This is a genomic window from SAR86 cluster bacterium (assembly GCA_023703615.1).
GTDB lineage: Bacteria > Pseudomonadota > Gammaproteobacteria > Magnimaribacterales > D2472 > MED-G85.
The window spans coordinates 1,077,723-1,104,097 of sequence record CP097971.1; the positions used below are offsets into that span (position 1 = coordinate 1,077,723).

The 26,375-nt window shown below is 31.8% G+C and carries 28 protein-coding genes and 1 tRNA gene; 7 read left to right on the forward strand and 22 right to left on the reverse strand.

Annotated features, from left to right (window positions below; genetic code table 11):
* Positions 1 to 245: 245 nt before the first annotated feature.
* Together M9C80_05560 and M9C80_05565 are read right to left on the reverse strand one after the other, a co-directional pair.
* The gene (locus M9C80_05560; GenBank protein URQ69400.1) at positions 246 to 1,550 is read right to left on the reverse strand and encodes an aminomethyl transferase family protein; all 1,305 of its coding nucleotides are present in this window, start codon (positions 1,548 to 1,550) and stop codon (positions 246 to 248) included.
* A gap of 133 nt (positions 1,551 to 1,683) precedes the next feature.
* On the reverse strand, positions 1,684 to 2,472 hold the full coding sequence (locus tag M9C80_05565; GenBank protein ID URQ69401.1) for an SDR family oxidoreductase: 789 nt from the start codon (positions 2,470 to 2,472) through the stop codon (positions 1,684 to 1,686).
* 145 nt (positions 2,473 to 2,617) lie between these two features.
* On the opposite strand from M9C80_05565, the gene M9C80_05570 reads away from it, so the two are divergent.
* Positions 2,618 to 3,091 (forward strand): DUF411 domain-containing protein, encoded by a 474-nt coding sequence (locus M9C80_05570; GenBank protein URQ69402.1) that lies wholly within the window; start codon positions 2,618 to 2,620, stop codon positions 3,089 to 3,091.
* A 3-nt stretch (positions 3,092 to 3,094) separates the two neighbouring features.
* On the opposite strand, the gene M9C80_05575 is transcribed toward M9C80_05570, so the two are convergent.
* From M9C80_05575 to M9C80_05610, 8 genes are all read right to left on the reverse strand, one after another.
* Entirely contained in the window at positions 3,095 to 5,233 is a 2,139-nt protein-coding gene (locus tag M9C80_05575; protein ID URQ69403.1) for a S46 family peptidase, read from the reverse strand.
* Between the two features lie 52 nt (positions 5,234 to 5,285).
* Positions 5,286 to 5,362: transfer RNA gene (locus tag M9C80_05580), tRNA-Ile, on the reverse strand.
* A 28-nt stretch (positions 5,363 to 5,390) separates the two neighbouring features.
* A complete protein-coding gene (rpoD, locus tag M9C80_05585; protein URQ69404.1) occupies positions 5,391 to 7,205 on the reverse strand; it encodes an RNA polymerase sigma factor RpoD in 1,815 nt (604 codons plus the stop codon).
* A gap of 58 nt (positions 7,206 to 7,263) precedes the next feature.
* The gene (gene dnaG, locus M9C80_05590; protein URQ69405.1) at positions 7,264 to 9,015 is read right to left on the reverse strand and encodes a DNA primase; all 1,752 of its coding nucleotides are present in this window, start codon (positions 9,013 to 9,015) and stop codon (positions 7,264 to 7,266) included.
* Entirely contained in the window at positions 8,999 to 9,424 is a 426-nt protein-coding gene (gene ruvX, locus M9C80_05595) for a Holliday junction resolvase RuvX (protein ID URQ69406.1), read from the reverse strand. Before ruvX ends, dnaG begins: the two co-directional genes overlap by 17 nt.
* Positions 9,425 to 10,054 (reverse strand): hypothetical protein, encoded by a 630-nt coding sequence (locus tag M9C80_05600; GenBank protein URQ69407.1) that lies wholly within the window; start codon positions 10,052 to 10,054, stop codon positions 9,425 to 9,427.
* On the reverse strand, positions 10,051 to 10,977 hold the full coding sequence (gshB, locus tag M9C80_05605) for a glutathione synthase (protein ID URQ69408.1): 927 nt from the start codon (positions 10,975 to 10,977) through the stop codon (positions 10,051 to 10,053). The genes M9C80_05600 and gshB overlap by 4 nt, the downstream gene beginning before the upstream one ends.
* A gap of 2 nt (positions 10,978 to 10,979) precedes the next feature.
* Complete coding sequence (locus M9C80_05610; protein URQ69409.1) at positions 10,980 to 11,714, reverse strand: 16S rRNA (uracil(1498)-N(3))-methyltransferase; 735 nt, start codon at positions 11,712 to 11,714, stop codon at positions 10,980 to 10,982.
* 30 nt (positions 11,715 to 11,744) lie between these two features.
* On the opposite strand from M9C80_05610, the gene M9C80_05615 reads away from it, so the two are divergent.
* From M9C80_05615 to M9C80_05640, 6 genes are all read left to right on the forward strand, one after another.
* Positions 11,745 to 12,308, forward strand: a complete 564-nt coding sequence (locus tag M9C80_05615) for a phosphoglycerate mutase family protein (GenBank protein URQ69410.1) — start codon at positions 11,745 to 11,747, stop codon at positions 12,306 to 12,308.
* A gap of 63 nt (positions 12,309 to 12,371) precedes the next feature.
* Complete coding sequence (gene fis / locus M9C80_05620; GenBank protein URQ69411.1) at positions 12,372 to 12,635, forward strand: DNA-binding transcriptional regulator Fis; 264 nt, start codon at positions 12,372 to 12,374, stop codon at positions 12,633 to 12,635.
* Positions 12,635 to 14,176 carry a bifunctional phosphoribosylaminoimidazolecarboxamide formyltransferase/IMP cyclohydrolase gene (gene purH, locus M9C80_05625; GenBank protein URQ69412.1) on the forward strand — a complete coding sequence of 514 codons (1,542 nt, stop codon included), beginning with the start codon at positions 12,635 to 12,637 and terminating at the stop codon, positions 14,174 to 14,176. Before fis ends, purH begins: the two co-directional genes overlap by 1 nt.
* Entirely contained in the window at positions 14,176 to 15,444 is a 1,269-nt protein-coding gene (gene purD, locus M9C80_05630; protein ID URQ69413.1) for a phosphoribosylamine--glycine ligase, read from the forward strand. Before purH ends, purD begins: the two co-directional genes overlap by 1 nt.
* The gene (gene coq7, locus M9C80_05635; protein URQ69414.1) at positions 15,441 to 16,067 is read left to right on the forward strand and encodes a 2-polyprenyl-3-methyl-6-methoxy-1,4-benzoquinone monooxygenase; all 627 of its coding nucleotides are present in this window, start codon (positions 15,441 to 15,443) and stop codon (positions 16,065 to 16,067) included. The genes purD and coq7 overlap by 4 nt, the downstream gene beginning before the upstream one ends.
* Positions 16,064 to 16,546 (forward strand): hypothetical protein, encoded by a 483-nt coding sequence (locus tag M9C80_05640; protein URQ69415.1) that lies wholly within the window; start codon positions 16,064 to 16,066, stop codon positions 16,544 to 16,546. The genes coq7 and M9C80_05640 overlap by 4 nt, the downstream gene beginning before the upstream one ends.
* An 11-nt stretch (positions 16,547 to 16,557) precedes the next feature.
* On the opposite strand, the gene M9C80_05645 is transcribed toward M9C80_05640, so the two are convergent.
* From M9C80_05645 to M9C80_05700, 12 genes are read right to left on the reverse strand one after another with little or no spacing between them, the layout of a single operon-like run.
* Complete coding sequence (locus tag M9C80_05645) at positions 16,558 to 17,106, reverse strand: thioredoxin family protein (GenBank protein URQ69416.1); 549 nt, start codon at positions 17,104 to 17,106, stop codon at positions 16,558 to 16,560.
* A 7-nt stretch (positions 17,107 to 17,113) separates the two neighbouring features.
* Positions 17,114 to 18,283, reverse strand: a complete 1,170-nt coding sequence (locus M9C80_05650; protein ID URQ69417.1) for a DEAD/DEAH box helicase — start codon at positions 18,281 to 18,283, stop codon at positions 17,114 to 17,116.
* Complete coding sequence (gene trpC, locus M9C80_05655) at positions 18,280 to 19,029, reverse strand: indole-3-glycerol phosphate synthase TrpC (GenBank protein ID URQ69418.1); 750 nt, start codon at positions 19,027 to 19,029, stop codon at positions 18,280 to 18,282. The genes M9C80_05650 and trpC overlap by 4 nt, the downstream gene beginning before the upstream one ends.
* The gene (trpD, locus tag M9C80_05660; protein ID URQ69419.1) at positions 19,029 to 20,039 is read right to left on the reverse strand and encodes an anthranilate phosphoribosyltransferase; all 1,011 of its coding nucleotides are present in this window, start codon (positions 20,037 to 20,039) and stop codon (positions 19,029 to 19,031) included. The genes trpC and trpD overlap by 1 nt, the downstream gene beginning before the upstream one ends.
* Complete coding sequence (locus M9C80_05665) at positions 20,036 to 20,599, reverse strand: aminodeoxychorismate/anthranilate synthase component II (protein URQ69420.1); 564 nt, start codon at positions 20,597 to 20,599, stop codon at positions 20,036 to 20,038. The genes trpD and M9C80_05665 overlap by 4 nt, the downstream gene beginning before the upstream one ends.
* Positions 20,596 to 22,062, reverse strand: coding sequence for an anthranilate synthase component I (gene trpE, locus M9C80_05670; protein URQ69421.1), 1,467 nt, complete (start codon positions 22,060 to 22,062; stop codon positions 20,596 to 20,598). The genes M9C80_05665 and trpE overlap by 4 nt, the downstream gene beginning before the upstream one ends.
* A complete protein-coding gene (locus M9C80_05675; GenBank protein ID URQ69422.1) occupies positions 22,055 to 22,501 on the reverse strand; it encodes a DUF192 domain-containing protein in 447 nt (148 codons plus the stop codon). The genes trpE and M9C80_05675 overlap by 8 nt, the downstream gene beginning before the upstream one ends.
* The gene (gene rpe, locus M9C80_05680; GenBank protein URQ69423.1) at positions 22,461 to 23,129 is read right to left on the reverse strand and encodes a ribulose-phosphate 3-epimerase; all 669 of its coding nucleotides are present in this window, start codon (positions 23,127 to 23,129) and stop codon (positions 22,461 to 22,463) included. Before rpe ends, M9C80_05675 begins: the two co-directional genes overlap by 41 nt.
* A 3-nt stretch (positions 23,130 to 23,132) precedes the next feature.
* Positions 23,133 to 23,804, reverse strand: coding sequence for a nucleotidyltransferase family protein (locus M9C80_05685; protein ID URQ69424.1), 672 nt, complete (start codon positions 23,802 to 23,804; stop codon positions 23,133 to 23,135).
* Complete coding sequence (locus M9C80_05690; GenBank protein ID URQ69425.1) at positions 23,801 to 24,757, reverse strand: phosphotransferase; 957 nt, start codon at positions 24,755 to 24,757, stop codon at positions 23,801 to 23,803. Before M9C80_05690 ends, M9C80_05685 begins: the two co-directional genes overlap by 4 nt.
* Position 24,758: 1 nt before the next feature.
* Positions 24,759 to 25,616, reverse strand: a complete 858-nt coding sequence (locus M9C80_05695; protein ID URQ69426.1) for an NAD(P)-dependent oxidoreductase — start codon at positions 25,614 to 25,616, stop codon at positions 24,759 to 24,761.
* A gap of 18 nt (positions 25,617 to 25,634) precedes the next feature.
* Positions 25,635 to 26,375 carry an SDR family NAD(P)-dependent oxidoreductase gene (locus tag M9C80_05700; protein ID URQ69427.1) on the reverse strand — a complete coding sequence of 247 codons (741 nt, stop codon included), beginning with the start codon at positions 26,373 to 26,375 and terminating at the stop codon, positions 25,635 to 25,637.

Consider the following 26,375-nt stretch of genomic DNA (forward strand, 5'->3'; position numbering starts at 1 on the left):
TTTTATATACAGATTATTGTAGAGATTTTAATTAAATTTGTTACTATTAAATTAAAGAATTAATACAGTTTTTAATGGAGAAATAAATAAATAAAGGGGAAAGAGTTAGAAAATCGAAGTTAGCCAGCCTAAAAAGAAAAGTGATAAAAGAAATTAAAAAAAAGAGAATTTCAAAACTTTATCGTGAACTAAGAAGATTGCGAAAGAATAATCACTAAAGTTTATAGAAATATTAATCTTTTTAATTAGTCTGCATAATCTAAGCCCTTTGAGGCTTGCACTTCTCTTTTATTAGGATTAACAGATTCTCTGAAAGGCACATCTACAACTTTTGCATCGACTGGAACTCCTGGAGATTCTGAGTACTCATCAGGAAGTTTAACCATAAATTTAGTACCAACCTCTGAGGATTCCCATGGAACCCATGCAAGAGCAATATTTGTTTCTAACTCAGGCGACCACCATGGTGATGTAACATAACCCACTTCATTTGCATCTGTATCTGTTACTAACCAAAAATCAGGAGCATAATCTGTGATCTCTTTTCCTCCGAGAGTTAAGCCAACCATTTTCATTTTAAAAGGAGCTTTACCTTCATCAATTATTGCTCTTTGCTTTTCAAGCTCTTCTTTGCCAATATAATCAGCAGCTTTGTTTCTTGGTACTTGATAGCTCAAATTTACCTGAAATGGAGACGTTTCGTGATCTAAGTCTTGGCCCCAAGATAAAATACCAGCTGCAATTCTGCGATGATGTGCAGGGGCAATAACCATCAAACCAAATTCTTCACCAGCTTCTAGAACTGCATTCCACATTTTTTCAGCATTCTCATGTGCGTTACGAACATAAATTTCATAACCTTTTTCGCCAGTGAATCCAGTCTGACTAATAACACAATCAGCGCCACCAACTTTAGTTTCTAAGATTCCATAATAAGGCACATCTCTTAATTCCTCGCCAGCTAGCTTTGCCATAAGATCTTCAGATAGAGGACCTTGAATTTGAACAGGACAAGCATCAATTTCATCAATTTCTACATCATATTTTTTGGAAACATTTACTCCTTGCAGCCAAAACAAAAGATCACTATCCGAAATAGAAAACCAAAATTCGTCCTCTGCAAGTCTTAAAAGAACTGGGTCATTAAGCACGCCACCCTTTTCATTACATAAAATTGCATACTTGCCATTTCCAGGCTCAATTTTTGTTGCGTCTCTTGTAATTACAAAATCTGTGAAAGCTTCTGCATCTGGGCCTTTTACTCTTATTTGTCTTTCTACAGCAACATTCCACATTGTAACTCGATTCACCAGTGCCTCATATTCAACCATTGCGCCCCCATCCTCTGGTTTTACATATCCTCTTGGATGATAGATTCTGTTATAAACCGTCGCTCGCCAGCAACCGGCATCATGAGATAGCGCCCAAAAAGGCGATTTTCTTACCCTAGTTGAGATTAACAATTCAGTTGGTGTTCGACCGCTTTGTCTAAGATTTATAGGAACTATACGTTCACTTTGATCAACGCTTGGATGATTTGGATTTGCCATACTGCCTCCCCTATTAGATTATGACATTGACTAAATTTATCATCAGTTTTTAACTTTGTAAATCAAAATTTAGCGGATATAAATCTAATAAAAAATAATAAAAAAGAAATTATTTTTTAGAAAATTTTATTTACTATTTTAGATCAGTAGGTGTTAAAAATTCTTCGTATTGTTTTTGGAGTCTTTGCATCCCCTTTATCCATCTATCTCTATCATTTCCTTTTCTCATTACATATTCTGATACTTCTTGATGGGGTAAAACAAGAAATTTTTCTTCGTTTATTGCCTTTATGACACATTCTGCTACTTCATCTGGTTCCATCATTCCATCAACACCAGCAACACCAGCACCACCAGCGGTCATAGCTGTTTTTACTGCTTGAGGACATAAACAAGATACTCCTATACCTTTTTCTCCATAAGTTATTTTGATCCACTCTGCAAAACTAACAGCTGCAGCTTTAGTAACAGCATAACTTGATGCCCCAAGTTGTGTTAACAACCCTGCAGCGGACGAAGTATTTACTAAGTATCCCTCACCTCTATCTAGCATCTGTGGAAGTACATGTTTTGCAGCATGAATATGTGCTTGTACATTAATTTCCCAAATTTTTTGCCAATCAGCAGTTTCAGATTCAAAAAAACCAGGCAATCCACCAATGCCGGCATTTGAACAGAATATATCTATACCTCCAAATTCTTTTGTGGTTTTTTCAATAACATTTTTTATATCTTCCTCTTTAGAAACATCGGCAAATAAAGACATACCAGAAATCTGTTGTGCCGTTTCTTGTGCACCATCTAAATTTACATCAACTGCACATATTGAAGCAGCACCATGACTTTTGAAAGCTATGCAGAGTTCTTTACCAATTCCACTAGCTGCACCAGTTACAACAACTTTTTTATTCTTTATTTCCATATATTTAAAATTATATATTTATTGACGATAAGAAATTAAGTATTTTTCATAAATAAATTTTGCCATATTATATATTTAATAAGAACTATTAAATTAGTTTTGTATTAATACACATTTATTCTCATCCTGTTAAAATCAATAACATATGAACATAAAATATTTAAATCCATTTTTTCTTTCATTTCTTATTAGTATTTCTTTCATTGTTTCTGCAAATAAAAATGACGATACTGAAAATATGTTTCTTGTTCACAAAACTCCAACATGTGGTTGTTGTAAAAGGTGGATGGAACATTTTAAAGAAGACGGATTCAAAGTTTACTCTCAAGATCACCAAAACTTAAATCAAATTAAAGAAAAATATAATATTGATGTTTCATATAGATCATGTCATACAACCGTGTCATCTAATGGCTTTATTTTTGAAGGTCATATTCCTAGCAAATACATAAAGCAATTTCTCTCAGAAACTCATGAAAATGCTATTGGTTTGTCTGTTCCAGGGATGCCACTAGGTTCTCCAGGAATGGAATACGAGGATCGATTTATGCCTTATGAGGTTTTAATTCTTTATAAAGATGGATCCAGTAATGTATATGCTGCAGTTGAGAACAAATAAGAATTATCTAACTATACTTAATTCTTCAAGAATATTGTCTGCCTTTTCTAATTTTTCTAAAGTCCAAAGAAAATATCGGGAATCTACTGAGATAGTTCTTGCATCAGGAATATGTTTGTAGTCTGCAATAATTGTCTCTAGCATTCCGTCAAAAGCCAGACCAACTAACTCAAATTTAGAATTAATAGTTGCCGATCCTGAGTTGCCATTGGTTATATCTAGTGTTGCTAGAAAATTCACTGGTACAGAGTTTATTGGTTCATAAGCATATTTACCATAATCTTTATTTTTAATAAGGTCTAATAATTTATTGCTTGCATTAAATGGCTCAACTCCAGTATGTTTCTGAACAATGCCTTCAAGTCTTGTAAAAGGCTCATAAATCATGCCATCTTTCAAAGACACGCCAGCTACATTCCCATAAGTTACTCTCAAAGTTCCATTGGCATCTGCATACATTTGTTTATCCAATGATTCATAGTATTGTTTTAAAAGTTTAATAAACTTAGATTTGAGTAACTGCCTTTTGGCACCTATTTCTTCAAATTCTTTTTCGTATTTTAATGATTCTTCAAAAGTTTCTTTAGCAAAAATAATCAAAGGGTCATTCGAATTATTTAATTCATTTAAACTCATATTCATCATTTGTAAAAAGTTTTTAGACGTTTTGTACTTTGTTGAATAGATTTCATCTACTTTAGATAAAATTATCTTTTCAGACTTATCAAGCCCAAGTAAATTACTGTACGTAGGTCTTCTTAAAGATGTATCGAAAGTCTTATAGGTCATCAACCTATCTAGAAATATTGCTTGGTCAACTCTATAGTCAAATGAATAATCAAGACGCTTTATTCTATTAGTAATTCTTTCTTGATCTCTTTCTTGATAGCCAGGTTTTCTTTCTGAGTCAGCTTTTTCTCGTTCAAACGCGTTTCTATATATTCTTTTTGCTTGAGAAATTAAAGAAGAGCTTCCATAGTATCTTCTTGATATAGCTTTTTGTTGTTCTTGATCAATTAAATCTATTAATTCATAAAAAAAACTTTTGTCTGTTTTAGAAGATTTATTTTCAACATAATCCAAAAAATTCTGCCACTTAATATTTTCAGATTCAATAAGTTTAAAATTCTTTGCGCCGTCTATTTGGCCTGAAATTTTTTTATAATAATTTTCATAGCCACTTTTTGAGCCTCTATATTTGAGTGAAGAGCCGTCTGAAGAATTGGTATTTTCATCAATTAATTCGATACCCCTCTTGAGATACTTTACGTATTCATTGAAACCAACTTCTATATCCCATTTAATCTCATTGAAGGTTATTGTTCTGTTTGTTCTACCTGGATATCCAACGACCATTACAAAATCACCATCTTCTATTCCCTTTGCAGAAATTTTTAAAAATGAATCAGATTGATAAGGAATATTTTTTTCGTCAAACTCTTTACTTGAGCCATCTTTTGCAATGTATGCTCTTAATAGTGCAAAATCGCCTGTATGTCTTGGATACATCCAATTATCAATCTCACCACCATATTCTCCAATATATGAAGGTGGCGCATAGACCAATCTAACATCTTTTATTTTTAAAACTTTTTCTAATTTGTATGTTTCTCCACTAAAGAAAGATCTCACCCTGCATTCAATATCATCTGATGTTTCACATTCTTTTATGATTACTTTTTTATTATCTTCAATGATTTTTGCTCTATCGATATTTTGTGTCTCATCATTCAATCCATTTAAAACTTCTTTTGTAATATCAGTGCTTTCAAGAGTTACATAAACTCTTGATCCGGGTGCTGACCTTTTTTCTTCATCCATTGATCGGGCAACAAAACCAGTTTTAAATAAATCAGTTTCAGCATTAGAGTTAAATTGAAGAAATGATCTTTCTATACAATGATAATTAGTAGCAATAAGCCCTTTGTCTGATACAAAAGCAGCAGAGCATCCTCCTAAACTTACAATAGCGCTCATAGGATGTTTAAATAAATCGCTTACGTTTGAAACTTCGCCTTCAAACCCACTAGCGCGAAGTTCTTTTTGCAATGATTTCATTTGATATGGTTCCCACATTCCTTCATCGGCAATAAGGAGAAAATGAAAAATTGTTAAAAGAGCAATTGAATATTTCTTTATCATAAAAAAATTTTCCTTATAAAAACCATTTCCCCCATGGCAAGAAGTTCAATAATGGTGGGCCCGGGAGGACTCGAACCTCCGACCAATGGATTATGAGTCCACTGCTCTAACCAACTGAGCTACAGGCCCTAAAAAGGTAAAGTATTCTAACGCTAATTTATTCGTCTAGGAAGCTTTTTAAATGGCTGGAGCGACTTGGATGTCTTAATTTTCTTAATGCTTTTGCTTCTATTTGACGTATTCTCTCCCTAGTAACATCAAATTGTTTACCGACCTCCTCAAGGGTATGGTCAGTATTCATACCGATACCAAATCGCATTCTTAGTACTTTTGCTTCTCTTGCGGTTAAAGAACCAAGAACATCATCGGTTGCAAAATGTAAGCTATCTTCGGTAGCATTTTCTAGAGGAGATTCTACTACAGTATCTTCAATAAAATCTCCTAAACTTGAATCTTCATCATCACCAATGGGTGTTTCAGTTGAAATTGGTTCTTTCGCTATTTTTAGAACTTTTCTAACTTTATCTTCTGGCATTTCAAGTTCCTTGCTTAATTCTTCCGGAGTAGGTTCTCTGCCCATGTCTTGCATCATTTGTCTTGAGACTCTGTTAAGTTTATTAATTGTTTCTATCATGTGCACAGGAATTCTTATAGTTCTAGCCTGATCAGCTATTGATCTTGTTATAGCTTGTCTGATCCACCAAGTTGCGTAAGTTGAGAATTTGTAACCTCTTCTGTACTCAAATTTATCAACTGCTTTCATTAATCCAATGTTTCCTTCTTGTATTAAGTCTAAAAATTGTAGTCCTCTGTTTGTATATTTTTTTGCAATTGAAATAACTAGTCTTAAATTAGCTTCAACCATGTCTTTTTTAGCTCGTCTCATTTTTGTTTCGCCCATAGACATATTTCTATTAATTTCTTTGATTTCTTTTATACTAAGGCCAACATTTTTTTCAAGTTCTAAAATATCTTTTTGGGCAATAACAACATCTTGTTTAACGGAATCTAATAAGTCTTTTTTGTATTTTTTTTCTTTCATTAAAGCATCAATCCATCTAACTTTTGTAAGGTTATCAGTATATTGTGCTAAAAAGTCTTTTCTTGGCATGCGCGCATTTTTGACTAACTTATTTTGAATAAACTTTTCTTTTTCTCTAAGCTTTGATAATCCGCTTCTCGCGATGGATGAAATATCATCAAACATTCTCGGACTAAATTTAAGAAATTGAAAAATTTGTCCCAATTTTTCAAACTCACGATTAGCTTCTTTGGAATATCTTCCTTTAGATTCTATAATTTTGTTTGTTTTATTATATTGACGTTTCAAATTAGTCATTCTTCTTTGCACTTCTTCCATATCAGGACCTGATGAAACTTCTTCATCAGATTCTTCAGCTGCTTCTGCTTCTTCTTTTGCTCTTTGGCTTCCTGGTCCGGCTGATGGCACTTCTTCCATTTCTTCTAAAAAACCGGTTAAAAAGTCATTAATCTTTTTCTCGCCATCTTTTACCATTTGATGGTAGTCGATTACATATTCAACAGTTCTTGGATAGAAAACACTAGCATTGAGAAGTTCTCTCATGCCTTCTTCGATTCTTTTTGCTATTTCAATTTCGCCTTCTCGTGTTAAAAGATCTACTGTTCCCATCTCTCTCATGTACATTCTAACTGGATCAGTTGTTCTTCCTGTTTCATTTTCAACAGCAGCAAGTGCTTCTGCTGCTTGTTCAAGAGCAATATCATCTGAATCTTCTGATTCAGCTAACATTAAAGTGTCAGCATCAGGTGCTGACTCATGAACTTGAAGACCAAGGTCATTAATCATACCTATTATTTCGTCTACTTGGTCTGGATCGGAAATATCATCAGGTAAATGGTCGTTTACGTCTGCATATGTAAGGTAGCCTTGCTCTCTTCCTTTTTCGATGAGTTCGGCTATTTTTGATCCTTTTTTGCTAAGCTTATCCACTATATTTATCGCCCCTGATGTATTAACTCTATTTAGTGATTAATTTCATTATTTCAATCTATTTAGAACTCAATTCTTTAAGTAAAGTTTGGTCTTCTTTTGATATCTCTTTAGATAACAAGATTAATTTTTGAAGTTCTCTTGTTTCTGAAGAAGAAATCTCGCCCATATTATACTTTTCTTTGAGAATTTCTAGTCTATCGTCTCCAGATTGAGAAATATTACTAATACAATCTATCAACATAGATTTTGCATCTTCTTTAGATAATATTATTTCTGACACTAAAGCCTCACTATAAAGATTTTTAATTTTATCTTCTTTTATACTTTCTAGAACTGCCGATGGGTTGATTTTTTCATTTTCTTTATATTTTTCTTGTATAGATCTTATAAATTTGTAGCTTGAATTAGTTTTAATTTCATCAAATATTTGCTCTGTTGATAATGATGGGTATTGAATTAACGAAATAAAAATATTGAAAACTGATTTCTTTGCATTTGATGAGCTATATTTATCTTTTCTTGGTGATTCGTCTTTATCTTGATTTGTGATTGTTTTTTTATTTTTTGCTAAAAGACTTGAGAAATCTAAATTACACAAATTACTAATTTCTTGAATATAAGCTTGTCTAATGGTCTCATTATTGATGCTTTTAATATAAGGAAGTGCAAATTTTGCTACATTCGTTCTTCCCTCAAGACTATCCAAATTATCTTTGTCCTTAAGTGTTTGTATGAAAAATTCTGATAAAGGAATTGACTTGTTTGTTAATTTTAAAAATTCATCTTTTCCATTTTCGTTCACATAACTGTCAGGATCTTGACCTTCATCAAGAAAGATAAATGACATCTTAATATCTTCTCTTAAAATTGGTAAAGCATTCTCAACAGCTCGCCACGCTGCTTTTCTTCCTGCAAGATCTCCATCAAAAGTAACGTATATTTGCTTTGCATATCTCATGAGTTTTGAAATATGCAAGCCGGTTATTGCTGTTCCTAAGCTTGCAACTGCATTTTTTATTCCATTTTCATATAAAGCAATTACATCCATGTATCCTTCTACAACAAACAAAGTATCAATATTTTGATTGTTTTTTTTTGCTTCATACAAACCATAAAGTTCTTTAGATTTGCTAAAAGTTTTTGTTTCGGGAGAATTTAAATATTTGGGCTCTCCTTCATCTATAATTCTTCCTCCAAAACCTATGTGATCACCCTTTAGATTCTTTATTGGATACATAATTCTGTTTCTAAATCTGTCTTTTTTGCTATCGGAAAATAATCCAGAATCAATTAATTCTTTGTCTTCAAATTTTTCTTTTAATGAATCATAAAGAGCTGTCCAACTATCAAGAGAGAATCCAATTTCAAAAAATTTTGCAGTTTCACCCGAAATACCTCTCTTTTTTAGATAGCTAATAGCTTTCTTACCATACTCACTAGTTAATTGCTTTTTAAATATTTCAGCAACATCACTATTAATGTTAATTGCTGCTGAATTATCAAAAGAAGTTTTTTCCCTTGGCACTTCCAAACCAACTGTTGAAGCAATGGTTTCAACAGCATCAACAAAATCTAAATTTTCATAATTTCTTAAAAAATTAATAGAGTTGCCCTTAGCGCCACAAACAAAACAGTAATAAAATTGTTTATCCTGATTCACTGCCATAGAAGGTTTGTGATCATCATGAAATGGACACAAACCCCAAAAATTTGAGCCCTTTTTTGTTAATTGAACTCTTCGACCAACAATATCTACAATATCTGATTGATCAAGAATTTGGTCTATAAAGCTAGATGGTATTGTCATTTTCTAACCAATTATCTATTAATATCTGTGCAGCATGTGCATCAACAAGCTCATTATCAAAATTTTTATCACCCGATTCTAACAAAAATTTATTTATATTATCTCTAGCCTCAAAGGTAGTCAGTCTTTCATCTACATAAATACATTCTGCATCAGTTAATTTTTTTATTTTATTGAAAAAGTTCTCAACTTTCTTCATGATTTCGCTTCTAGATCCATCCATATTCAATGGTTTACCAATAATAATTAATTTAGGATTCCATTCTTTTAAAACTTCTTTAATATCTTGCCAATTAATTTTATTTTTCTTATTAAAAATTACTTTATAAGGAGATGAAGATTTTGTTTTGGTCTGACCTACAGCAATTCCAATTTTTTTTTCACCAAAGTCAAAAGATAATATTTGCATTTATAAAGTTGAAAAATTCCAGTCTCTTACTATTTCTAAAACATCGTAATCATTAAGCATTGATCTTTCAAATGCTTCAAATGGCGATGCTTGGATAAGAATATTTAAAGCCATATTATCAATCTCTGTATTTCCTGAAGAAATAAGTATTACTGAATCTATTAAATTGCCTTGAGAGTCAATTTTTGCAGCAATTTGAACCTTTTTATTTTCAAAATTTTTTCCCGATAAAGAGATAACCTCATCTCCTATGCTTTCTATCTTTCTTTGCCATAAATTCAGATATACAGCTTCTGCATTATTTAAATTTGAGTTAGCTTGTAATCTTTTAATTTTATAAGACTGCGAGAAGCTATCTTTTTGTATTTTTTTTGAGGACAAATCATCGCCTATTGCTTTGGAGAAAGTTGAATTTGATTTTTTTGAATCTAAGCCAACTAAATCTTGTGATGAGTTTGCAAATTTAACATTTATTATGGGTGAATCTTTTAAAAAGGATATTTCATAAAAAGTTGTGAAAGTTATGCCAAAAACTAAAAAAACATGTATTACCAATGAGATAAAAAAAGATTTATTAAACGTAAGTGCTCTTTTGCTGGTAATTTGATCGTTTAGAATAATTGAACTCATAGTTTTTCAAGATATTCTCGTATAGGATTTGAATTGCTCTCATCAAAAATTTCTCTAGCGCATGTTGGACTGGTAATATTTATTTCAGTTAATTTATCTCCAATCATATCAATTCCTGCAAAATTTATATTTTCTTTAATTAATATATCTCCAACCAGCTCTCCAACTTCTTTCTGCTTAGGAGTTAGGTCCACTGTTTGACCAAAGCCCCCCGCTGCAAGATTTCCTTTAAAACTATCGCCTTGAGGAATTCTTGCTAATGTTTTGTGAAAAGGTTTTCCATGAATTATTAGGATTCTATAATCACCTTTGTATATGTCTTCTAAAAATTCCTGAGCAATAATTTTAGTCTTCTCATTTTGAGTTAAATTTTTAATAATTTGAATATTGTTCTCATTAGGAGTATCAATCTTATATATAGATTTACCTCCCATACCATCTAAAGGTTTTACAACAATACTTTGAAACCTTTCTTTGTATTTTAAAATCTTATCTAAGTTTGAAGTAATTAATGTCGAAGGTATAAATTCTTTAAAATATATTGCAAATACCTTTTCATTAAATTTTTTTATTGAGTCTGGATCATTAAAAATTTTTACGCCATCTTTTTTAGCTAATCCTAATAAATGAAGAGCGTTAATATAATCTTGATCTACAGGAGGATCTTTTCGCATAAAAATATACTTAAAATCATTTAAAGAAAATGATTTCGATTCTTTTGTTTTTAATTCTGTCTTGTTTGCTGTCTTAATATTTAAAGCATCTGACCAAACTTTTTTGTTCTCTAAATATAAGTCTTTTAACTCGCATTGATAGACCTCAAAATTCATTGATAAAGCCTCTTCCATAATAAGCACAGAAGTATCCTTTTTTATGTTTAAAGTTTCTAAAGGGTCTGTAATTAGTATAATTTTATTGCTCATTGTTAAATTCTACCAAAATGATTCTGTATTAATGATGAAATTACTATTGGAGCAGTTTCTGCTCTAAGAATTGTATTACCAATAAGTCTTGTTTCAATGTTTTGATTTTTTAGCAAACCTAACTCGTTTTGTGAAAAACCTGATTCAGGACCAGTTACAAAACATGCACTTTCTGTAAAGTCAATTTGTGAAAAAGATTGATCAGCATCTAAATCAAATGCATATATAAGACCATCATAAGTTTTTTTTAATTCTTGAATTGAATCTTCTAGGTTTTTATTAAAAGATAGATCTGGTAAAAAATTTATCCCACTTTGCTTACATGCACTAATTAAAACTTCTTTAGATTTTATAAAAATTTTTTCGTGATTTTTTCTAATCAAGCTTTGATCAAGATGATGTGGTTTGTAGATTAGAATTTTATCTAGCCCAAGCTCTGTAAGCTTTTGTAACATGAAGTAAAAATTTTCTTTTTTAATTAGAGGAACAATGGCACAAAGAACGTTTTTATTTTTCTTTTCTTCTTTGATTTGAGAATCAATTTTAATTTCAATTTTATTTTTAGAGATGGAGATTATTTGAGATATTGCAGATCTGCCAAGGCCATTAAAAACTTCAATGTTATCTCCAACTTTTAGTCTAAGAACTTTTGAGGCATGAAGAGATTGGGATTGATCTAAAAAATAATTATTAACGTCTGTTGATAAATCTTTACAATATATTCTATGAATTTTCACAATATCATTATAGCTATAGGTTCATTATAAATGTCAGAGATTAAATTAATTTTAATTAGGCATGGTGAAGCTGCATCAGCTTTTGGTGAATCCGAAGATCCGTCATTAAGTGCACTTGGAACTAAACAATCAAAAAAACTAGTTAAAGATCTTAATATAGATGTTCTTAATAAATATAAATTTTTTTCTAGTCCTAAAGCTCGAGCCATACAGACTGCCAAACCGCTAGTTGATATATTAAAAAAGGATTTGATAGTAAAAAAGGAATTTTCAGAAATACCAGCACCAAAAATTGATAGTAAAGAAAAACAAAGGTGGCTTAAAAATATAATGTCATTACCTATTGATAAGTTACCAAAAGACGTGAATTTATGGAGACAAAACTTATTGAAAGTAATGAGTAGCTTAGAGAAAAATACAATTGTGTTTACTCATTTTATGGTAATTAACGCGTTAATAGGACATATAGAGAAAAATAAAACCCTTCTTTATTTTTATCCTGCAAATGCTTCTGTAACTACAGTGTTTTTAAAAAATGGTACTCCATCTAGTTATCAAGTTGGAGAAAATAAAAAAACTTTTATAAATTTGTAAAAAATTGTTGAGCAATTTTTAAACAACTGTAAACTGTAAGTCCTTTTAAATAAATCTGTAGTTTTGAAAAAAAAAGATTCATTCGATAGCTATTCTAAAAAACCATTAAAAGATGAGGTCAGAAAAGCTATGAAAAGATATTTTCTTCAATTAGATAAAAAAAATACTCCAATAGATGTATACGATTTAGTATTGAATGAAATAGAGCCTCCTTTATTAAATGCGGTAATGAAGTTTTCAAATAACAATCAATCAAAAGCTTCGAGAATTCTTGGCATTAATAGAACTACATTAAGAACAAAACTAAAAAAATATAATTTGATGTAATGAATTTAGTTTCTCCAAAAACTGCATTGATAAGTCTATCTGACAAATCAGAATTAAAAAAACTAATAAATTTTCTTGATACAAAGAATATAAAAATTCTCTCTACCGGCGGCACATATAAAGCTATAAAGGAAATTACTTCAAATGTCATAGAAGTTTCAGAATTTACAGGATTTAAAGAAATGATGGAAGGTAGAGTAAAAACATTACACCCCAAAATACACGCAGGGATTCTAGCAAGAAGAGATAAAGATTTAGAAGTACTTGCTAATGAAGGGTATGAGCCAATAGATCTTGTAATTGTAAATTTGTACCCTTTTAAGAATGTCATTGCAAAAGATTGCTCCTTCGAAGAAGCTATTGAAAATATTGATATTGGTGGACCAACTATGATTAGATCTGCGGCTAAAAATTTTAAAGATGTCGTTGTTGTTTCTGATCCAAAAGATTATGAAAATCTTATTAATGAATGGGAAGAAAAAGATGGAATCTCATACGATTACAGAAAATATCTATCTTTAAAAGTTTTTGAACTTATGGCTGACTATAACAAGTCTATCGCAGATTATTTAAATAAAGACTCTGATCTTGAAATACCCAATTATTCCTTTTCAAAAAAGACTAAATTAAGATATGGAGAAAATCCTCATCAAAAGGCTAGTCTCTTAACATTTGCGAATCTTAAAAACAAAAATATAGCTAATGCACACATTATTCAGGGCAAGGAGCTTTCTTATAATAATATTGTAGATGCTGATGCTGCATGGAGCTGCGTAAAAGAGTTTAAAAATGATGCATGTGTGATTGTTAAACATGCAAATCCGTGTGGTGTAGCTGAATCAAGTTCTGTACTTCAGGCATATGATTTAGCTTTCAGAACTGATCCAACCTCAGCTTTTGGAGGAATTATTGCATTTAATAAAATGCTAGATGCAGAAACTGCAAAAGAAATAAATGATAGACAGTTTGTTGAGCTTGTTATTGCGCCCAAATTTGATGATGGAGCTATAAAAGAATTTAATAACAAGAAAAATGTGCGAGTTCTTGAAGTAGATCTAGAAAATGATGATCAATATCCAGAAGTAATTAAGAAAGTGTCAGGGGGAATTTTAATCCAGAGTGATGATTTGCATTCTATAAAAGAAAGTGAACTTAAATGTGTTACAAAAAGAAATCCAACAAGTTCAGAACTAGAAGATATGATATTTGCTTGGAAAGTAGCTAAATTTGTTAAAAGTAATGCGATTGTCTATGTCAAAGACAAACAAACTGTTGGTATAGGTGCTGGACAAATGAGTAGAGTAATTAGTGCCGAAATTGCAAACATAAAAGCAAAAGAAGAAGGCTTAGAGGTAAAAAATGCTGCAATGGCATCTGATGCTTTCTTCCCATTTAGAGATGGTATTGATAAAGCAGCATCAAGTGGAATAAGTGCAATCATTCAACCAGGTGGATCAATAAAAGATAATGAAGTCATCGCTGCTGCAGACGAAGCAAATATTGCCATGCTATATACTGGAGTGAGGCACTTCAGGCACTAATGAATATACTAATAATAGGATCTGGAGGCAGAGAGCACGCTCTTGCTTGGAAAGCTGCTCAAGATAATTTTGTTAGTATTGTTTATGTCTGTCCAGGGAACGCTGGAACGGCTCTAGAAGAAAAAGTATCCAATATCAAAATAGACCATAATAATTTTGACGAAATAAAAAATTTTTGTGTAAATAATAATATAGAACTTGTAATCATTGGTCCTGAACAACCTTTAGTGAATGGTTTATCTGATTTTTTGCAAAAAGAAGGAATTAAAACTTTCGGGCCTTCTAAGATGGCAGCGCAATTAGAAGGATCTAAGACTTTTTCAAAGAACTTCTTTGTGAAATATGGAATACCGACAGCAGAATATAAATCCTTTACAGATTTCGATAATGCTCTATCTCATTTAAGCACAATAAGTTTTCCGACTGTCATAAAAGCAGATGGCTTAGCAGCAGGCAAGGGTGTAATAATTTGTAATAGCAAAGAAGATGCTGAAAATGCTTTAAATAATATTTTCAAAGATAGAACATTTGGAGATGCTGGTAATCGAGTAGTAATAGAAGAATTTCTTGAAGGGGAAGAAGCTTCTTTTATTGCAGTTGTCTCAAATGATGAAATGATCTCACTTGCCTCGAGCCAAGATCATAAAGCTATCGGAGATGGGGATATAGGATTAAATACTGGTGGAATGGGTGCTTATTCTCCTGCACCTATTATTGATAACGAAATGCATCAAAAAGTAATTGATCAAGTTATGAAGCCTACTATGGAGGGTTTAATAAAAGAAGGCTCGGCCTATCTTGGATTTTTATATGCTGGCTTAATGATAAAAGATAATAATATTAAGGTTCTTGAATTTAATTGTCGATTTGGCGACCCAGAAACACAACCAATTTTATTTAGACTTAAATCTAGTCTTGTAAGTCTTTGCTTTGCTGCAATTGAGAATAAATTAGATGATTATGAAATAGAATGGGATCAAAGACATTCATGTGGAGTTGTGATTGCATCACAAGGCTATCCTGAAGATTATGTTGCAAATAAGATAGTTGATATTGTTGAATCTCAAGATAAAGATAGTAAAATATTTCATGCTGGCACTGAACTAAAAGATAACAAAATTATTACATCAGGCGGAAGAGTGTTTTGTGCTACAGCACTTGGAAAAGATTTAAAAGAAGCTCAATCAAAAGCATATGAAACTGTTAAAAATATTTCATTTGATGGGGCTTATTATAGAAAAGACATAGGAAATAAAGGAATAAAATGAGTTTTATAGATAGTATTGTAAATGAGTGTGATATTGCTCTAAAAACCCTTTCAAATAAAAAAAATGGAACATCTAGAAAATATCCTTCAAAAAAAAAGACGAAAAATTTAACTAACGAAGAAAAAATCCTTTCTGCCAAATTAATGCGAATTAATTTAGCTGGAGAAGTTGCTGCGCAAGCTTTATACAGAGGTCAGGCATTGGTATGTAAAGATCCTGACATTAAAGAACATTTAATTAAAGCAGGCGAAGAAGAAACAGATCACCTAATATGGTGTAAAAAAAGACTGGATGATTTAGATGGTAGTCCATCATTATTTAATCCCATATGGTATGCAGGATCTTTTACGATTGGAGCTATTTTTGGAAGTATGGGAGAAAAAATTAGCTTAGGTTTTGTTGAAGAAACAGAGAAACAAGTCGTAAAGCATTTAGAAAAACATCTAGATAGAATTTCAAAGAATGATAAAGAGACTATAGATGTTTTAAAAACTATGAGAAACGATGAAGACGAGCACGCAAAAGAAGCATCTGATGAAGGTGCAAAAGAGTTAAAACAGGCTACAAAGAAATTTATGGGGTTAACTGCAAAAATAATGACATCAACAAGCGAGTATATATGAAAATACATATTTTTTTTCTGCTTTTAGTTGGACTAAATCTACAATCTGAGAATTCAATTTCTGCCTTAGAAGATACAATTGAAAAATTTTGGGAAGCTAGAAATGATCAAGATTTTGAAAAGATATTTTTTTATGAAAGTAAAATTGGTGCTTTAACAGGTTCTTCAGCAGAAAATCATTTTTATGAAGATCCTCCGCCTGATCTTAAGTCAGTTATAGACTATTATTCAAAAGTTGAGTCAAATGTGAAGCCTTATAATATAACTATAAGAAAGTTATCAGACAATGTTTATTTATCCTTGTATTACCTTGTTGGGAGCTACAAGTACTCTAGTGGAAAAATCAATAATGATTATAAAACTAGAGCCTCAAATATATGGTTATTCGAAGATGGTGGCTTTAAACTTTATTATAAAAATTTTACAAACTTAAAAAAAGAACTAGAGCCAACTAAAATTATTGCTTATCCAATGGATTGAATTCAATAATCCTATTTCCATTTTATATTGCAACCCATTGAAGGAAATTGATTAGTAGAAATTTTTTGATTGTTCATCATGCAAGCTATAGCTTTCCTTAAGTCACTACCATGAGGTGCTTGATTCGATCCTGGCGAGGTTTCATCAAATCTACCTCTATAAACTAATCTTTTTTGTTCATTAAACAAATAAAATTCAGGAGTACATTCGGCCTTATATGCTTTTGCAATTTCTTGCGTCTCGTCATACAGATATGGGAATGAAAGTTTAAGCTTTTTCCACATTTCTTTCATTTCATTTGGACCATCTTGTGGATAATTAATCGCATCATTTGAGCTTATGGCAATCATATTTATTTGATTTGAGTAATCATCATTAAGTTTTTTGATTTCGTCGTGATAATGAATTACATAAGGACAATGATTGCATATAAACATTATCAAAATTGGCTTATTGTCTAAAGATACTGATTTAAAATTTTCATTATTTAAGGTATTTATTAGATCAAATTCAATAAAATTGGTATCTAAATCAAGCATGCTTGAATATGTTAATGACATTTAAATATTATAATCTCATTTGCTGCCACTTGACTGGCACGCCTTCAAGTTTATATCTATTAGATTCTTCTCTTAATTTTTCAAACTCTGTTTTTGATGAATATACGGTAACAATAAGAGCATTTTCTTTATTTGCAGTTATCCGTAATACTCTTCCCATTCTTTGAATTCTCTGCCTTTTAGAAGAAGATGCACTCAAAATCATAGCTCCATCAGCTTCCGGCATATCAAAGCCTTCGTCTAAAGCGGTGCAACTTACCAAGACATTTAGATTTCCACTCTTGAAATTATTAAGGTTTTCTTCTCTTTCAGCATTATCTAAATCAGTATTATAAATAGCTGATTTATAACCTTTCTTATTTATAATTTTGTTGAATTCTTTGGCTTGTTTTTTATTTTCTGTAAAAACTATCCAACTATCTCTTTTATACTTTTGCAAAAGCTTTACCCCAGATGGAATTCTATTCTTAGAATTTTTAACCATTCTTGCTCTATTAAAAATTAGCATCTTAAGTGGATAATCATTCATATTGTTTCCACCAATTGTTGCTGCTCTTCTTTGTATTTTTTTTGTGAAGTCTTTGTATTTATCGTTCTCGGCTTCTGTCATTTCTGCATAAGCGTAAAGAAGTTTAAAATTAACAATTACTTCATCTTCTCTTGCATCTATATAATCATAATCAAAAATTATATCGCCTAAAATCTTTTTAATAATGATATAAAAGTTATCGTCGTAGTCTCTTTCTGGAGTTGCAGAAAGGCCAAGAGTTGCATGCCAATTACCTGCTAACATCTCACCTCTTTTTTCAGTGCCAATCTTGTGACATTCGTCCACAATTAATAAAGTACTTTGTTGCTCAACCTTGCTAATTATGTTTTTAAGAGAGTCAATTGTTGTTATACAAACTTTAGATAAGTCAGTAATCTGCTCACCGCCTCCATTTAAAGCTATATCTTTGTTTTTAAAATTTAACGATATTCCTTCATACCATTGGTCTAGCAAAGCTATTGATGGAACAACAATTAAAATTGATTTGTTGGGTTCTTCTTCTAAATATTTTTTAAGACAATGAATAGCAAAAACCGTTTTACCACCGCCTGTTACAACCTTTATGATGCCTCTTTTTTTTGCCCACCATAAGGGAAAGGCATTTTCTTGCCACTCCCTTAATTTCAAACAAAATCTCCTTTCATGAGGCTCTCACCAATTAAGAAGACATTTATGTCATGCTCTTTTAGTGAATCAATATCACTTTGATTTTTAATGCCCGATTCTGCAACAAAAAGATTTTTTCCAGAAAATGAGCTCTTTAGATTAACTGAGTTATTGAGATCAACCTCAAAAGTTTTTAGATCTCTGTTGTTGACTCCAATAATTGCGTTTTCAAAATGCTCTACCCTTTTTAGCTCGTCTTCATCGTGAACTTCTATTAAATAATCAAGCTCGAGACTTTCAGCAACCTCAACAAATTGAGTAATTTCGTCATCTGATAAAACGCTCACAATAAGTAAAATACAATCAGCACCCATTAGCTTTGCTTCGAATATCTGATACTCATCAATCATGAAATCTTTTCTAATAATCGGGAGTTTAGAGACTGCCTTAACATCTATTAAAAATTGAGAACTCCCTTGGAAGAAATCTTCTTCGGTAAGAATAGATAAAGCCGATGCTCCAAAAGCTTCGTATTCTTTTGCTTTTTCAACTGGATTAAAATTTTCTGAAATAATTCCAGCGCTAGGTGATGCTTTTTTTATCTCAGCAATAATTGCCTGATCTTTATTGATAAGATTTTCTTTGAAGGCTCCCTTTGGAAGTTTAAGACTATCAAGCTGTAACTTTATTTTTTCTAAAGGAACTTCAATCTTCTTATGAACAAGCTTTTCTCGGGTATTTTGAACTATGTCATTAAGAATAGTCATTATAGATTTGAAACCCTCACATAAGCAGCTAATTTATCTTCAGCTTTACCATTATTCATCAAGGTAAATGCAAGCTCTACTCCATCAGCAATGGAATCTACTTTTCTAGCAATATACAAACCAGCACCAGCATTAAGAGCAATCATATCTTGGACACCAGACTTTTCGCCAGAAAAAGCAGCTCTAACTAGCTGTAAACTTTCTTCAGGAGTCTGAGCTGTTATTTCATCAAAATTACAATTGGAAAGGCCAAAATCGTTTGGTGATATTGAATATTCCTCAATTTTGTTGTTTTTCAATTCAGAAATTTGAGTTGGTCCTGTAATAGAAATCTCATCCAAGCCATCGTCTCCATGAACAACCATGACATGGTCCATATCGAGATTTTTAGCTACTGTTGAAAATGTTTTGAGTAATTTACTGTCGTAGACACCTATAACTTGTCTTCTTGCTCCACAAGGATTGGTATGAGGACCTAAAAGATTGAATATTGTTTTCTGGCCTATGCGCTGCCTAGCAGGCATTACGTATTTCATAGATTGATGATGAAGAGGAGCAAATAAAAAAATAAAACCAACTTCTTCAAAAACCTTAATAAGCTTTTCTCTATCGTGAGAGATATCAGCACCTGCGGCTGTTAAAAAATCAGCACTTCCCGATTTGCTAGAAATTGCTTTATTGCCATGTTTTGTAATTAAAGCTCCTCCAGCTGCAGCAACAAATGAAGATGCAGTAGAACAATTAAAAGTGTGAAGCCCAGTTCCACCGGTACCGCATGTATCAATATGTGTGCCATCTCCAATATCGAACTTTAAAGACTTATCTCTCATTACTGATGCAGCAGCAGTTATTTCAGGTTCTTCAATTCCTTTTTCATTTAAAGCTAAAAGAAAAGTCTCAATGTCATTATCTTCAACTTCGCCAGTCATAATGCTCTCAACAACGCTCTGCATTTCTTCAGATTGAAGATCTTTTTTATCTTTAAGTTTTATAAGAATATCTTCAATCATAATTTTAAAAAATTTTCTATTAGCTTGATTCCAAAATTAGTTTCAATAGATTCAGGATGGAATTGAACGCCATATATTGGTTTTTTTTTGTGTTCAATAGCCATAATTACTTCTGGATTATCTTCCAACACACCTGTAATTTCCAACTCATTAGGTAAAGAATCTTTTTCTATAATTAAGCTATGGTATCTCACAACAGAATATGGGCTATCAATCCCATTAAATATTTTTTTTTGATTGTGTTCGACTTTTGATAATTTTCCATGAAATATTTCTGGAGCTTTAATAATATTACCTCCAAATGCAGCTCCAATAGCTTGATGACCAAGACAAACTCCTAAAATCGGAACAGAAGATTTTTTAATTAGCTCAATCGAAATACCAGCTTCATTTGGTGTACAAGGCCCTGGAGAGATAACTATCTTTTTAGGATTGAGATCTTCGACTTGTTCTACTGTGATTTCATCATTTCTTACAACCATAACCTCATGACCACAGTCGCCAATGTAATGTACTAAGTTATAAGTAAAACTATCATAGTTATCTAGAACTAAAATCATGAAATCATCTCCATGGCATCTAAAAAAACTTTTGCTTTTTGTTTACATTCAAGCCATTCATTTTCAGGAATAGAATCAGCTACAATTCCAGCTCCAGCGCCAACATGAATAATATTATCTTTTATGACTGCAGTTCTTATTGCAATTGCGGTATCAATATTGCCATTCCAAGATATGTAACCAATAGCTCCCCCATAAATGCCTCGAGAGCTAGGTTCTAATTCATTAATAATTTGCATGGCTCTTATTTTTGGAGCTCCTGATAAAGTGCCTGCAGGCAAAGTTGCTTTGAGCGCGTCGATATAATCTAAATCTTCAGATAGATTTCCTTCTACATTTGAAACGATATGCATTACGTGTGAATATTTTTCTATTATCATTTTGTCTGTAACATTTACAGAGCCAATTTCAGATACTCTGCCAACATCATTTCTTCCAAGATCAATTAACATCAGATGTTCAGCAATTTCCTTAGGATCGTTTAATAAATCTTTTTCGTTGGCTAAATCTTCTGCAGGATTGGTGCCTCTTTTTCTGGTGCCAGCAATAGGTCTTAAAGTTACTTTATTTTCTTCAAGCCTTATTAATATCTCAGGAGATGCACCAACAACCTGACATTCCTCAAGATCAAGATAATACATATATGGTGATGGATTTAGTGCTCTTAGAGCTTTATATAGATCAAATGGATTTTTATTAAATGACAAAGAAAAATCTTGGGCCAGAACAACCTGCATGACGTCACCCTCTTTAATATATTTCTTTACTGAATCAACTGCATTTAGATAATCATTTTTTAAAAAATTAGAATCAAAAACTAGTTCTCCGGTGAGTTTGCTGAAGTTATCTTTAGAATCTTCCGAATCATTGCTTAATAATACTTCTAATTCTTTTATTGTTGCCTCTGCCTGTTCATATGAGCTTTCTAATGGATTTGTATTCACAACTATTTGAATAGATTGGTCAGAATTGTCATAAACAATCAATTTTTCTGCTTTCACTAGATAGATCTCAGGCATATGTTCTTTAAACTTAGACCCTTTATTTTTAAGTTCAGCTATTCTCTTTTCTGCATACTGAGCGCTTTCATATGCAAAAAAACCGACGTAACCTCCAAAGAATCTTGGTAAATTATCTATTTGAGGTGATTTATATTCGCTGGTTAAATTCTTAATTTCTTGAAGAGGGTTATCTGATTGAAAAGATAAAACCTCAGAGTCAACTCTAGTCTCTATAATGTTGCCAGTAACTTTAATAGTATCAATACAATCAAGGCCAATAATAGAATATTGAGCCCACTTTTCTCCTCCCTCGACTGATTCAAGTAAAAAAGTATTAGTTTTATTAGAAATTTTTGAATATAGATTTAGAGGAGTCGCTTGCTCTAAAGAGATATTCTTAGAGATAGGGATCATGTTATATCCCTGATCTACATAACTTTGAAATTCTTGTTTATTAATCATTTTGTAAAATTTTATCTAAATTTAAAATATCACCAACTTTGATATTATTTCTTTTAAACCACCCTCGATTAACCTCTAAAGCATATAAAACAGGTTTTTTAGAACAAACTGAAGCTTTTGATAATGGCACCATATCATAAATGTTAATTATTTTTCCGCTTCTATCCATATAAGCGACACTTAATGGTATATATGTATTTTTCATCCACATACATTGAACTTTGTTTAAATTCCAAATAAAAAACATTCCATAATTTTCTGGGATAGCTTTTTTATACATTAGTCCTCTCTGTCTATCTTGAGAATTAGTAACTACTTCTATATTGGGTAGTATTTTTTCTAATGAAATAAGCTCAGATCCGCTAATACTAGCGGCAAACAGAAAAAAGATCAGAAAATTAAACGATTTGAGACCGAAGTGTCTTGATTGTCTGCTCATAATTATCCATATTAAAGATTGCAGATCCTGCAACAAAAGTGTCGGCGCCAGCAGCAGAAGCTAGTCCAATTGTTTCGTTATTTATTCCACCATCAACTTCTAGACGAATGTCCTTGCCTGATGCGTCTATCATTTTTCTTACTTCAGATATTTTATCAAGCGAGCTATGAATAAATGATTGTCCGCCAAATCCTGGATTTACGCTCATTATTAAAACCAAATCTAAATCTTCGATAACATTTTCTAAAACATTTAATGAACTAGCTGGATTAAAAACAAGTCCTGCTTTGCAGCCTTGATCTTTAATAGCATGAATAGATCTGTGCACATGTTTAGAAGCTTCTGGATGAAAGCTGATTAGATCTGCTCCAGCTTTTATAAAGCTTTGAGCTAAATCATCTACTGGATCGATCATTAAATGAACATCTATAAATTCTGTAATACCGTAATCCCTTAATGATTTACATACCATAGGACCTATTGTTAAATTAGGAACATAATGATTATCCATTACATCAAAATGAACCCAATCGGCTCCAGCACTTAAGACATTCTTAACCTCTTCTCCTAAAGTAGCAAAATTAGAGGCTAATATTGAAGGTGCTATTATGTATTTTGAGTCACTCATATGCTAATTTTCGTCTTTATAAAAATTATTAGCAAGTTCTAACCGCTCTATTGTTCCTGTATCTATCCAATTCCTTTTAGTTACTTCGCCTGTTACGCACTGATTCTGTATATATTTTTTTAAAACTGAATTCCACATGTCAAAAGCGCCCTCCTTTTTTTTAACATCGTCAAAAATACATGGATTAATTATGGATATGCCACTCCAAGTAAGATCATTTTGGTCTTTTTTAATCACAACTTTGTTGCCATCAAGAGAAAAATCTCCATTAAGATTATGATTTGGATTTGAAACTCCAACAATATGAGCTTTTTCAGTATATTGTTTTAGATCTTTAATGTTAATGTCATGAAAAATGTCAGAATTTATCAATAAAAAAGGATCTTTTCCAAGAATATCTAATGCTTTCATAACACCTCCACCAGTTCCAAGAGGGATCTCTTCTTGCGAAAATTTAATATTAACTGACGGAAAACATTTTCTGACATGCTCTATGATCATAGATCCTAAATATGAAATATTTATTACTATTTCATCAAAACCAGAATCTATTAATGTCTCTATATTTCTTTGAATTAGAGTCTTATTAGAAACTTTTAATAAAGGCTTTGGAATTTCTTTTGTTACTGGCAATAATCTTTTGCCATAACCTGCAGCAAGAATCATAGTCTTCATATCTGATTTAGTTTATTTAAAAGTTGTGATTGCACATCAGAACAAAAATGATTTTTAAGAGATACATATTTTTTAGGGATCAGATCAATTAAATTGTTAAGAATCATTGGCAAATCTTTTAGTCTAAAAGATCGATTTTTACTAATATATAAGCTACTTAGAGTGCCGAGTATTCTCATGTTTCTTTGAATTGCACCCCACCTAACCCATTCAAATATTTCTTTTGAATTTAATTCAAATTTCATTAAATAACAATAATGATCAAGGCAACTTGAAATCATGTTATCTGAATATTTTACATAGTGATCAATAATTAATCCTGCGAGATCAATTCCAATTGGGCCCCTAGATAGATCTTGAAAATCAATTACAGCGATTGCATCATCATGTTTTATTAAATTTCGTCTCTCAAAGTCACAATGACAATTCATCCATGGCTGTTTAGCTAGTTCCTTAACTGCTTCATTTTGTAATTTATCAATATCATTATGGGGTAGCACGCCCAAGAAATTATTTAAAAACTCTTCATTAAATTTATGCATTTGAACAATAAGATCATCCGATTTTAGTATAGGGATTTGTGGAATATTAGCTTTTTGTATTTTTGCAAGCAGTGTTAATGACTTTTTAATTATTTTTTTGCTATTAGATGATAAATCTAAATCAATAAGACATTTGTCGCCAAGATCCTCTTGAATAGTTATACCTTTATTATTATTAAAATAAAAAATCTTAGGCGACTTTATTTTTTCCTTAAAAAAGAAATTGGAAACATGAAGAAAATTCTCATGGTCTCCATTTTTTGGATTTAGGTAACATAAAACTTTAGTTTCATTTGGCGTTAAATTTATTCTGTAATACTCTCTGCCACTTGCTTCAAGTTTTAAAGCTTTAGCTTTGGTAACTGAAAAACCACAATTCTTTGCAAGTTGAATTACTTCGGATTCTTTCAAGTTAACTGTTTTTTACTTCATCTGGAAGTGGTGTGTCATCTGGTACAAAAAAATCTGGCATAAGTTCTGCGAAAGGAACTTTTGCATATTTGGTAAAATCTTTTACTCCTGCTTCAAGTAAAACTAAATCGTCTATACAAAAATTTCCAGTAAATAATTTTGAATCTTTGGTTAAAATTTCATATGCAGCATCTGCCATAATATCCACATTTCTTGATAGCTTCATAATTTCATCACCGCCAAGATGATTTTGAACAGCAGCTGTAGCAATAGCAGTTCTAGGCCATAAAGCATTTACAGCAATTCCTTTTTCTGCAAATTCACCAGCCATACCAAGCACACACATACTCATAGTATATTTTGCCATAGTGTATGCAACGGTACCTGAAAACCATTTAGTACTCATATCAAGTGGCGGCGATATGTTTAAAATATGAGGATTCTCTGATTTTTCTAAATGAGGTAAACAATATTTACTTACCATATAAGTCCCTCTTCCATTAATTTGATGCATAAGATCATATCTTTTCATTTCGGTATCAGTCACATTAGTTAGTTGAATTGCCGAAGCATTGTTAATGCATATATCTATGCCGCCAAAATGTTCTACAGCTTTATTAATACAATCTCTAACGTTATCTTCATCTCTAATGTCGCAGACCATTGGTAAGGCATCTCCACCAACTTCAATAATTTCATCAGCAGCAGTAAATATAGTTCCGGGAAGCTTGGGATGGGGCTCACTTGTTTTAGCAGCAACTACAATTTTAGCTCCATCAATAGCGGCCTTTTTTGCCATAGCAAGTCCAATACCTCTGCTACCACCAGATATAAAAATTACTTTATCTTTTAAACTCATTTTTTTTCCTTATTAAAATTAAAATTTTTCCATGTAGGGTCTTAAATCTATTTCATGAGTCCATGCAGTCCTCCTTTGAGTATGAATGTTCCAATAGGTCTCTGCGATGTGCTCTGGGCACAGAATACCGTCTTTTTCTTTAAGTGCATATCTTTCTGGAAAGTTTTCCTTTATAAATGCTGTATCAATTGCGCCATCAATTATAAAGTGAGCAACATGTATACCCTGAGGCCCAAGCTCTCTTGCTATGCTTTGTGCCACTGCTCTCAGGGCAAATTTTGCACTCGAAAAGGCAGAAAAGCCAGAACTACCCCTAAGTGATGCCGTTGCACCGGTAAAAAATATACTGCCTTCGCCTCTTTTTTTCATATACTTCGCAGCTTCTCTACCAGTTAAAAAACCACTAAAAGCTGCCATTTCCCAAACTTTTTTAAAAACTCTAGATGTCGTTTCTTCTATCGGGAAAAATACATTTGCACCTGGATTAAAAATTACTACATGAATTGGAGCGACTTTTTCTTCAACATCAATAAAGAGTTGTTTGACTGCTTCTTCATCTCTTGCATCTACACCGAAACCTTTTGACCAACCTCCGGACTTATTTATTTCTTCTGACAATATATTTAATTTATCAATATTTCTTGGCCTTCTTACTGGACAAACTTTGTAACCATGACTTGCAAATTTTTTTGTCAATGCTGTGCCAGTGGCATCTCCGGCTCCAATTATAATCGCAGAATATTTTGAAAAATCTTTCAT

What these genes read in the sequence shown, in the direction of transcription:
- M9C80_05700 (URQ69427.1), bottom strand. Translation starts at nt 26,375, where the DNA reads ATGAAAGATTTTTCAAAATATTCTGCGATTATAATTGGAGCCGGAGAT.
- purD (URQ69413.1), top strand. Translation starts at nt 14,176, where the DNA reads ATGAATATACTAATAATAGGATCTGGAGGCAGAGAGCACGCTCTTGCT.
- M9C80_05570 (URQ69402.1), top strand. Translation starts at nt 2,618, where the DNA reads ATGAACATAAAATATTTAAATCCATTTTTTCTTTCATTTCTTATTAGT.
- M9C80_05600 (URQ69407.1), bottom strand. Translation starts at nt 10,054, where the DNA reads ATGAGTTCAATTATTCTAAACGATCAAATTACCAGCAAAAGAGCACTT.
- M9C80_05565 (URQ69401.1), bottom strand. Translation starts at nt 2,472, where the DNA reads ATGGAAATAAAGAATAAAAAAGTTGTTGTAACTGGTGCAGCTAGTGGA.
- M9C80_05575 (URQ69403.1), bottom strand. Translation starts at nt 5,233, where the DNA reads ATGATAAAGAAATATTCAATTGCTCTTTTAACAATTTTTCATTTTCTC.
- M9C80_05640 (URQ69415.1), top strand. Translation starts at nt 16,064, where the DNA reads ATGAAAATACATATTTTTTTTCTGCTTTTAGTTGGACTAAATCTACAA.
- M9C80_05665 (URQ69420.1), bottom strand. Translation starts at nt 20,599, where the DNA reads ATGATTTTAGTTCTAGATAACTATGATAGTTTTACTTATAACTTAGTA.
- ruvX (URQ69406.1), bottom strand. Translation starts at nt 9,424, where the DNA reads ATGCAAATATTATCTTTTGACTTTGGTGAAAAAAAAATTGGAATTGCT.
- M9C80_05685 (URQ69424.1), bottom strand. Translation starts at nt 23,804, where the DNA reads ATGAAGACTATGATTCTTGCTGCAGGTTATGGCAAAAGATTATTGCCA.
- trpE (URQ69421.1), bottom strand. Translation starts at nt 22,062, where the DNA reads ATGATTAATAAACAAGAATTTCAAAGTTATGTAGATCAGGGATATAAC.
- M9C80_05695 (URQ69426.1), bottom strand. Translation starts at nt 25,616, where the DNA reads ATGAGTTTAAAAGATAAAGTAATTTTTATATCTGGTGGTAGCAGAGGT.
- M9C80_05675 (URQ69422.1), bottom strand. Translation starts at nt 22,501, where the DNA reads ATGAGCAGACAATCAAGACACTTCGGTCTCAAATCGTTTAATTTTCTG.
- rpe (URQ69423.1), bottom strand. Translation starts at nt 23,129, where the DNA reads ATGAGTGACTCAAAATACATAATAGCACCTTCAATATTAGCCTCTAAT.
- trpC (URQ69418.1), bottom strand. Translation starts at nt 19,029, where the DNA reads ATGACTATTCTTAATGACATAGTTCAAAATACCCGAGAAAAGCTTGTT.
- purH (URQ69412.1), top strand. Translation starts at nt 12,635, where the DNA reads ATGAATTTAGTTTCTCCAAAAACTGCATTGATAAGTCTATCTGACAAA.
- M9C80_05615 (URQ69410.1), top strand. Translation starts at nt 11,745, where the DNA reads ATGTCAGAGATTAAATTAATTTTAATTAGGCATGGTGAAGCTGCATCA.
- gshB (URQ69408.1), bottom strand. Translation starts at nt 10,977, where the DNA reads ATGAGCAATAAAATTATACTAATTACAGACCCTTTAGAAACTTTAAAC.
- coq7 (URQ69414.1), top strand. Translation starts at nt 15,441, where the DNA reads ATGAGTTTTATAGATAGTATTGTAAATGAGTGTGATATTGCTCTAAAA.
- M9C80_05645 (URQ69416.1), bottom strand. Translation starts at nt 17,106, where the DNA reads ATGTCATTAACATATTCAAGCATGCTTGATTTAGATACCAATTTTATT.
- M9C80_05560 (URQ69400.1), bottom strand. Translation starts at nt 1,550, where the DNA reads ATGGCAAATCCAAATCATCCAAGCGTTGATCAAAGTGAACGTATAGTT.
- dnaG (URQ69405.1), bottom strand. Translation starts at nt 9,015, where the DNA reads ATGACAATACCATCTAGCTTTATAGACCAAATTCTTGATCAATCAGAT.
- trpD (URQ69419.1), bottom strand. Translation starts at nt 20,039, where the DNA reads ATGATTGAAGATATTCTTATAAAACTTAAAGATAAAAAAGATCTTCAA.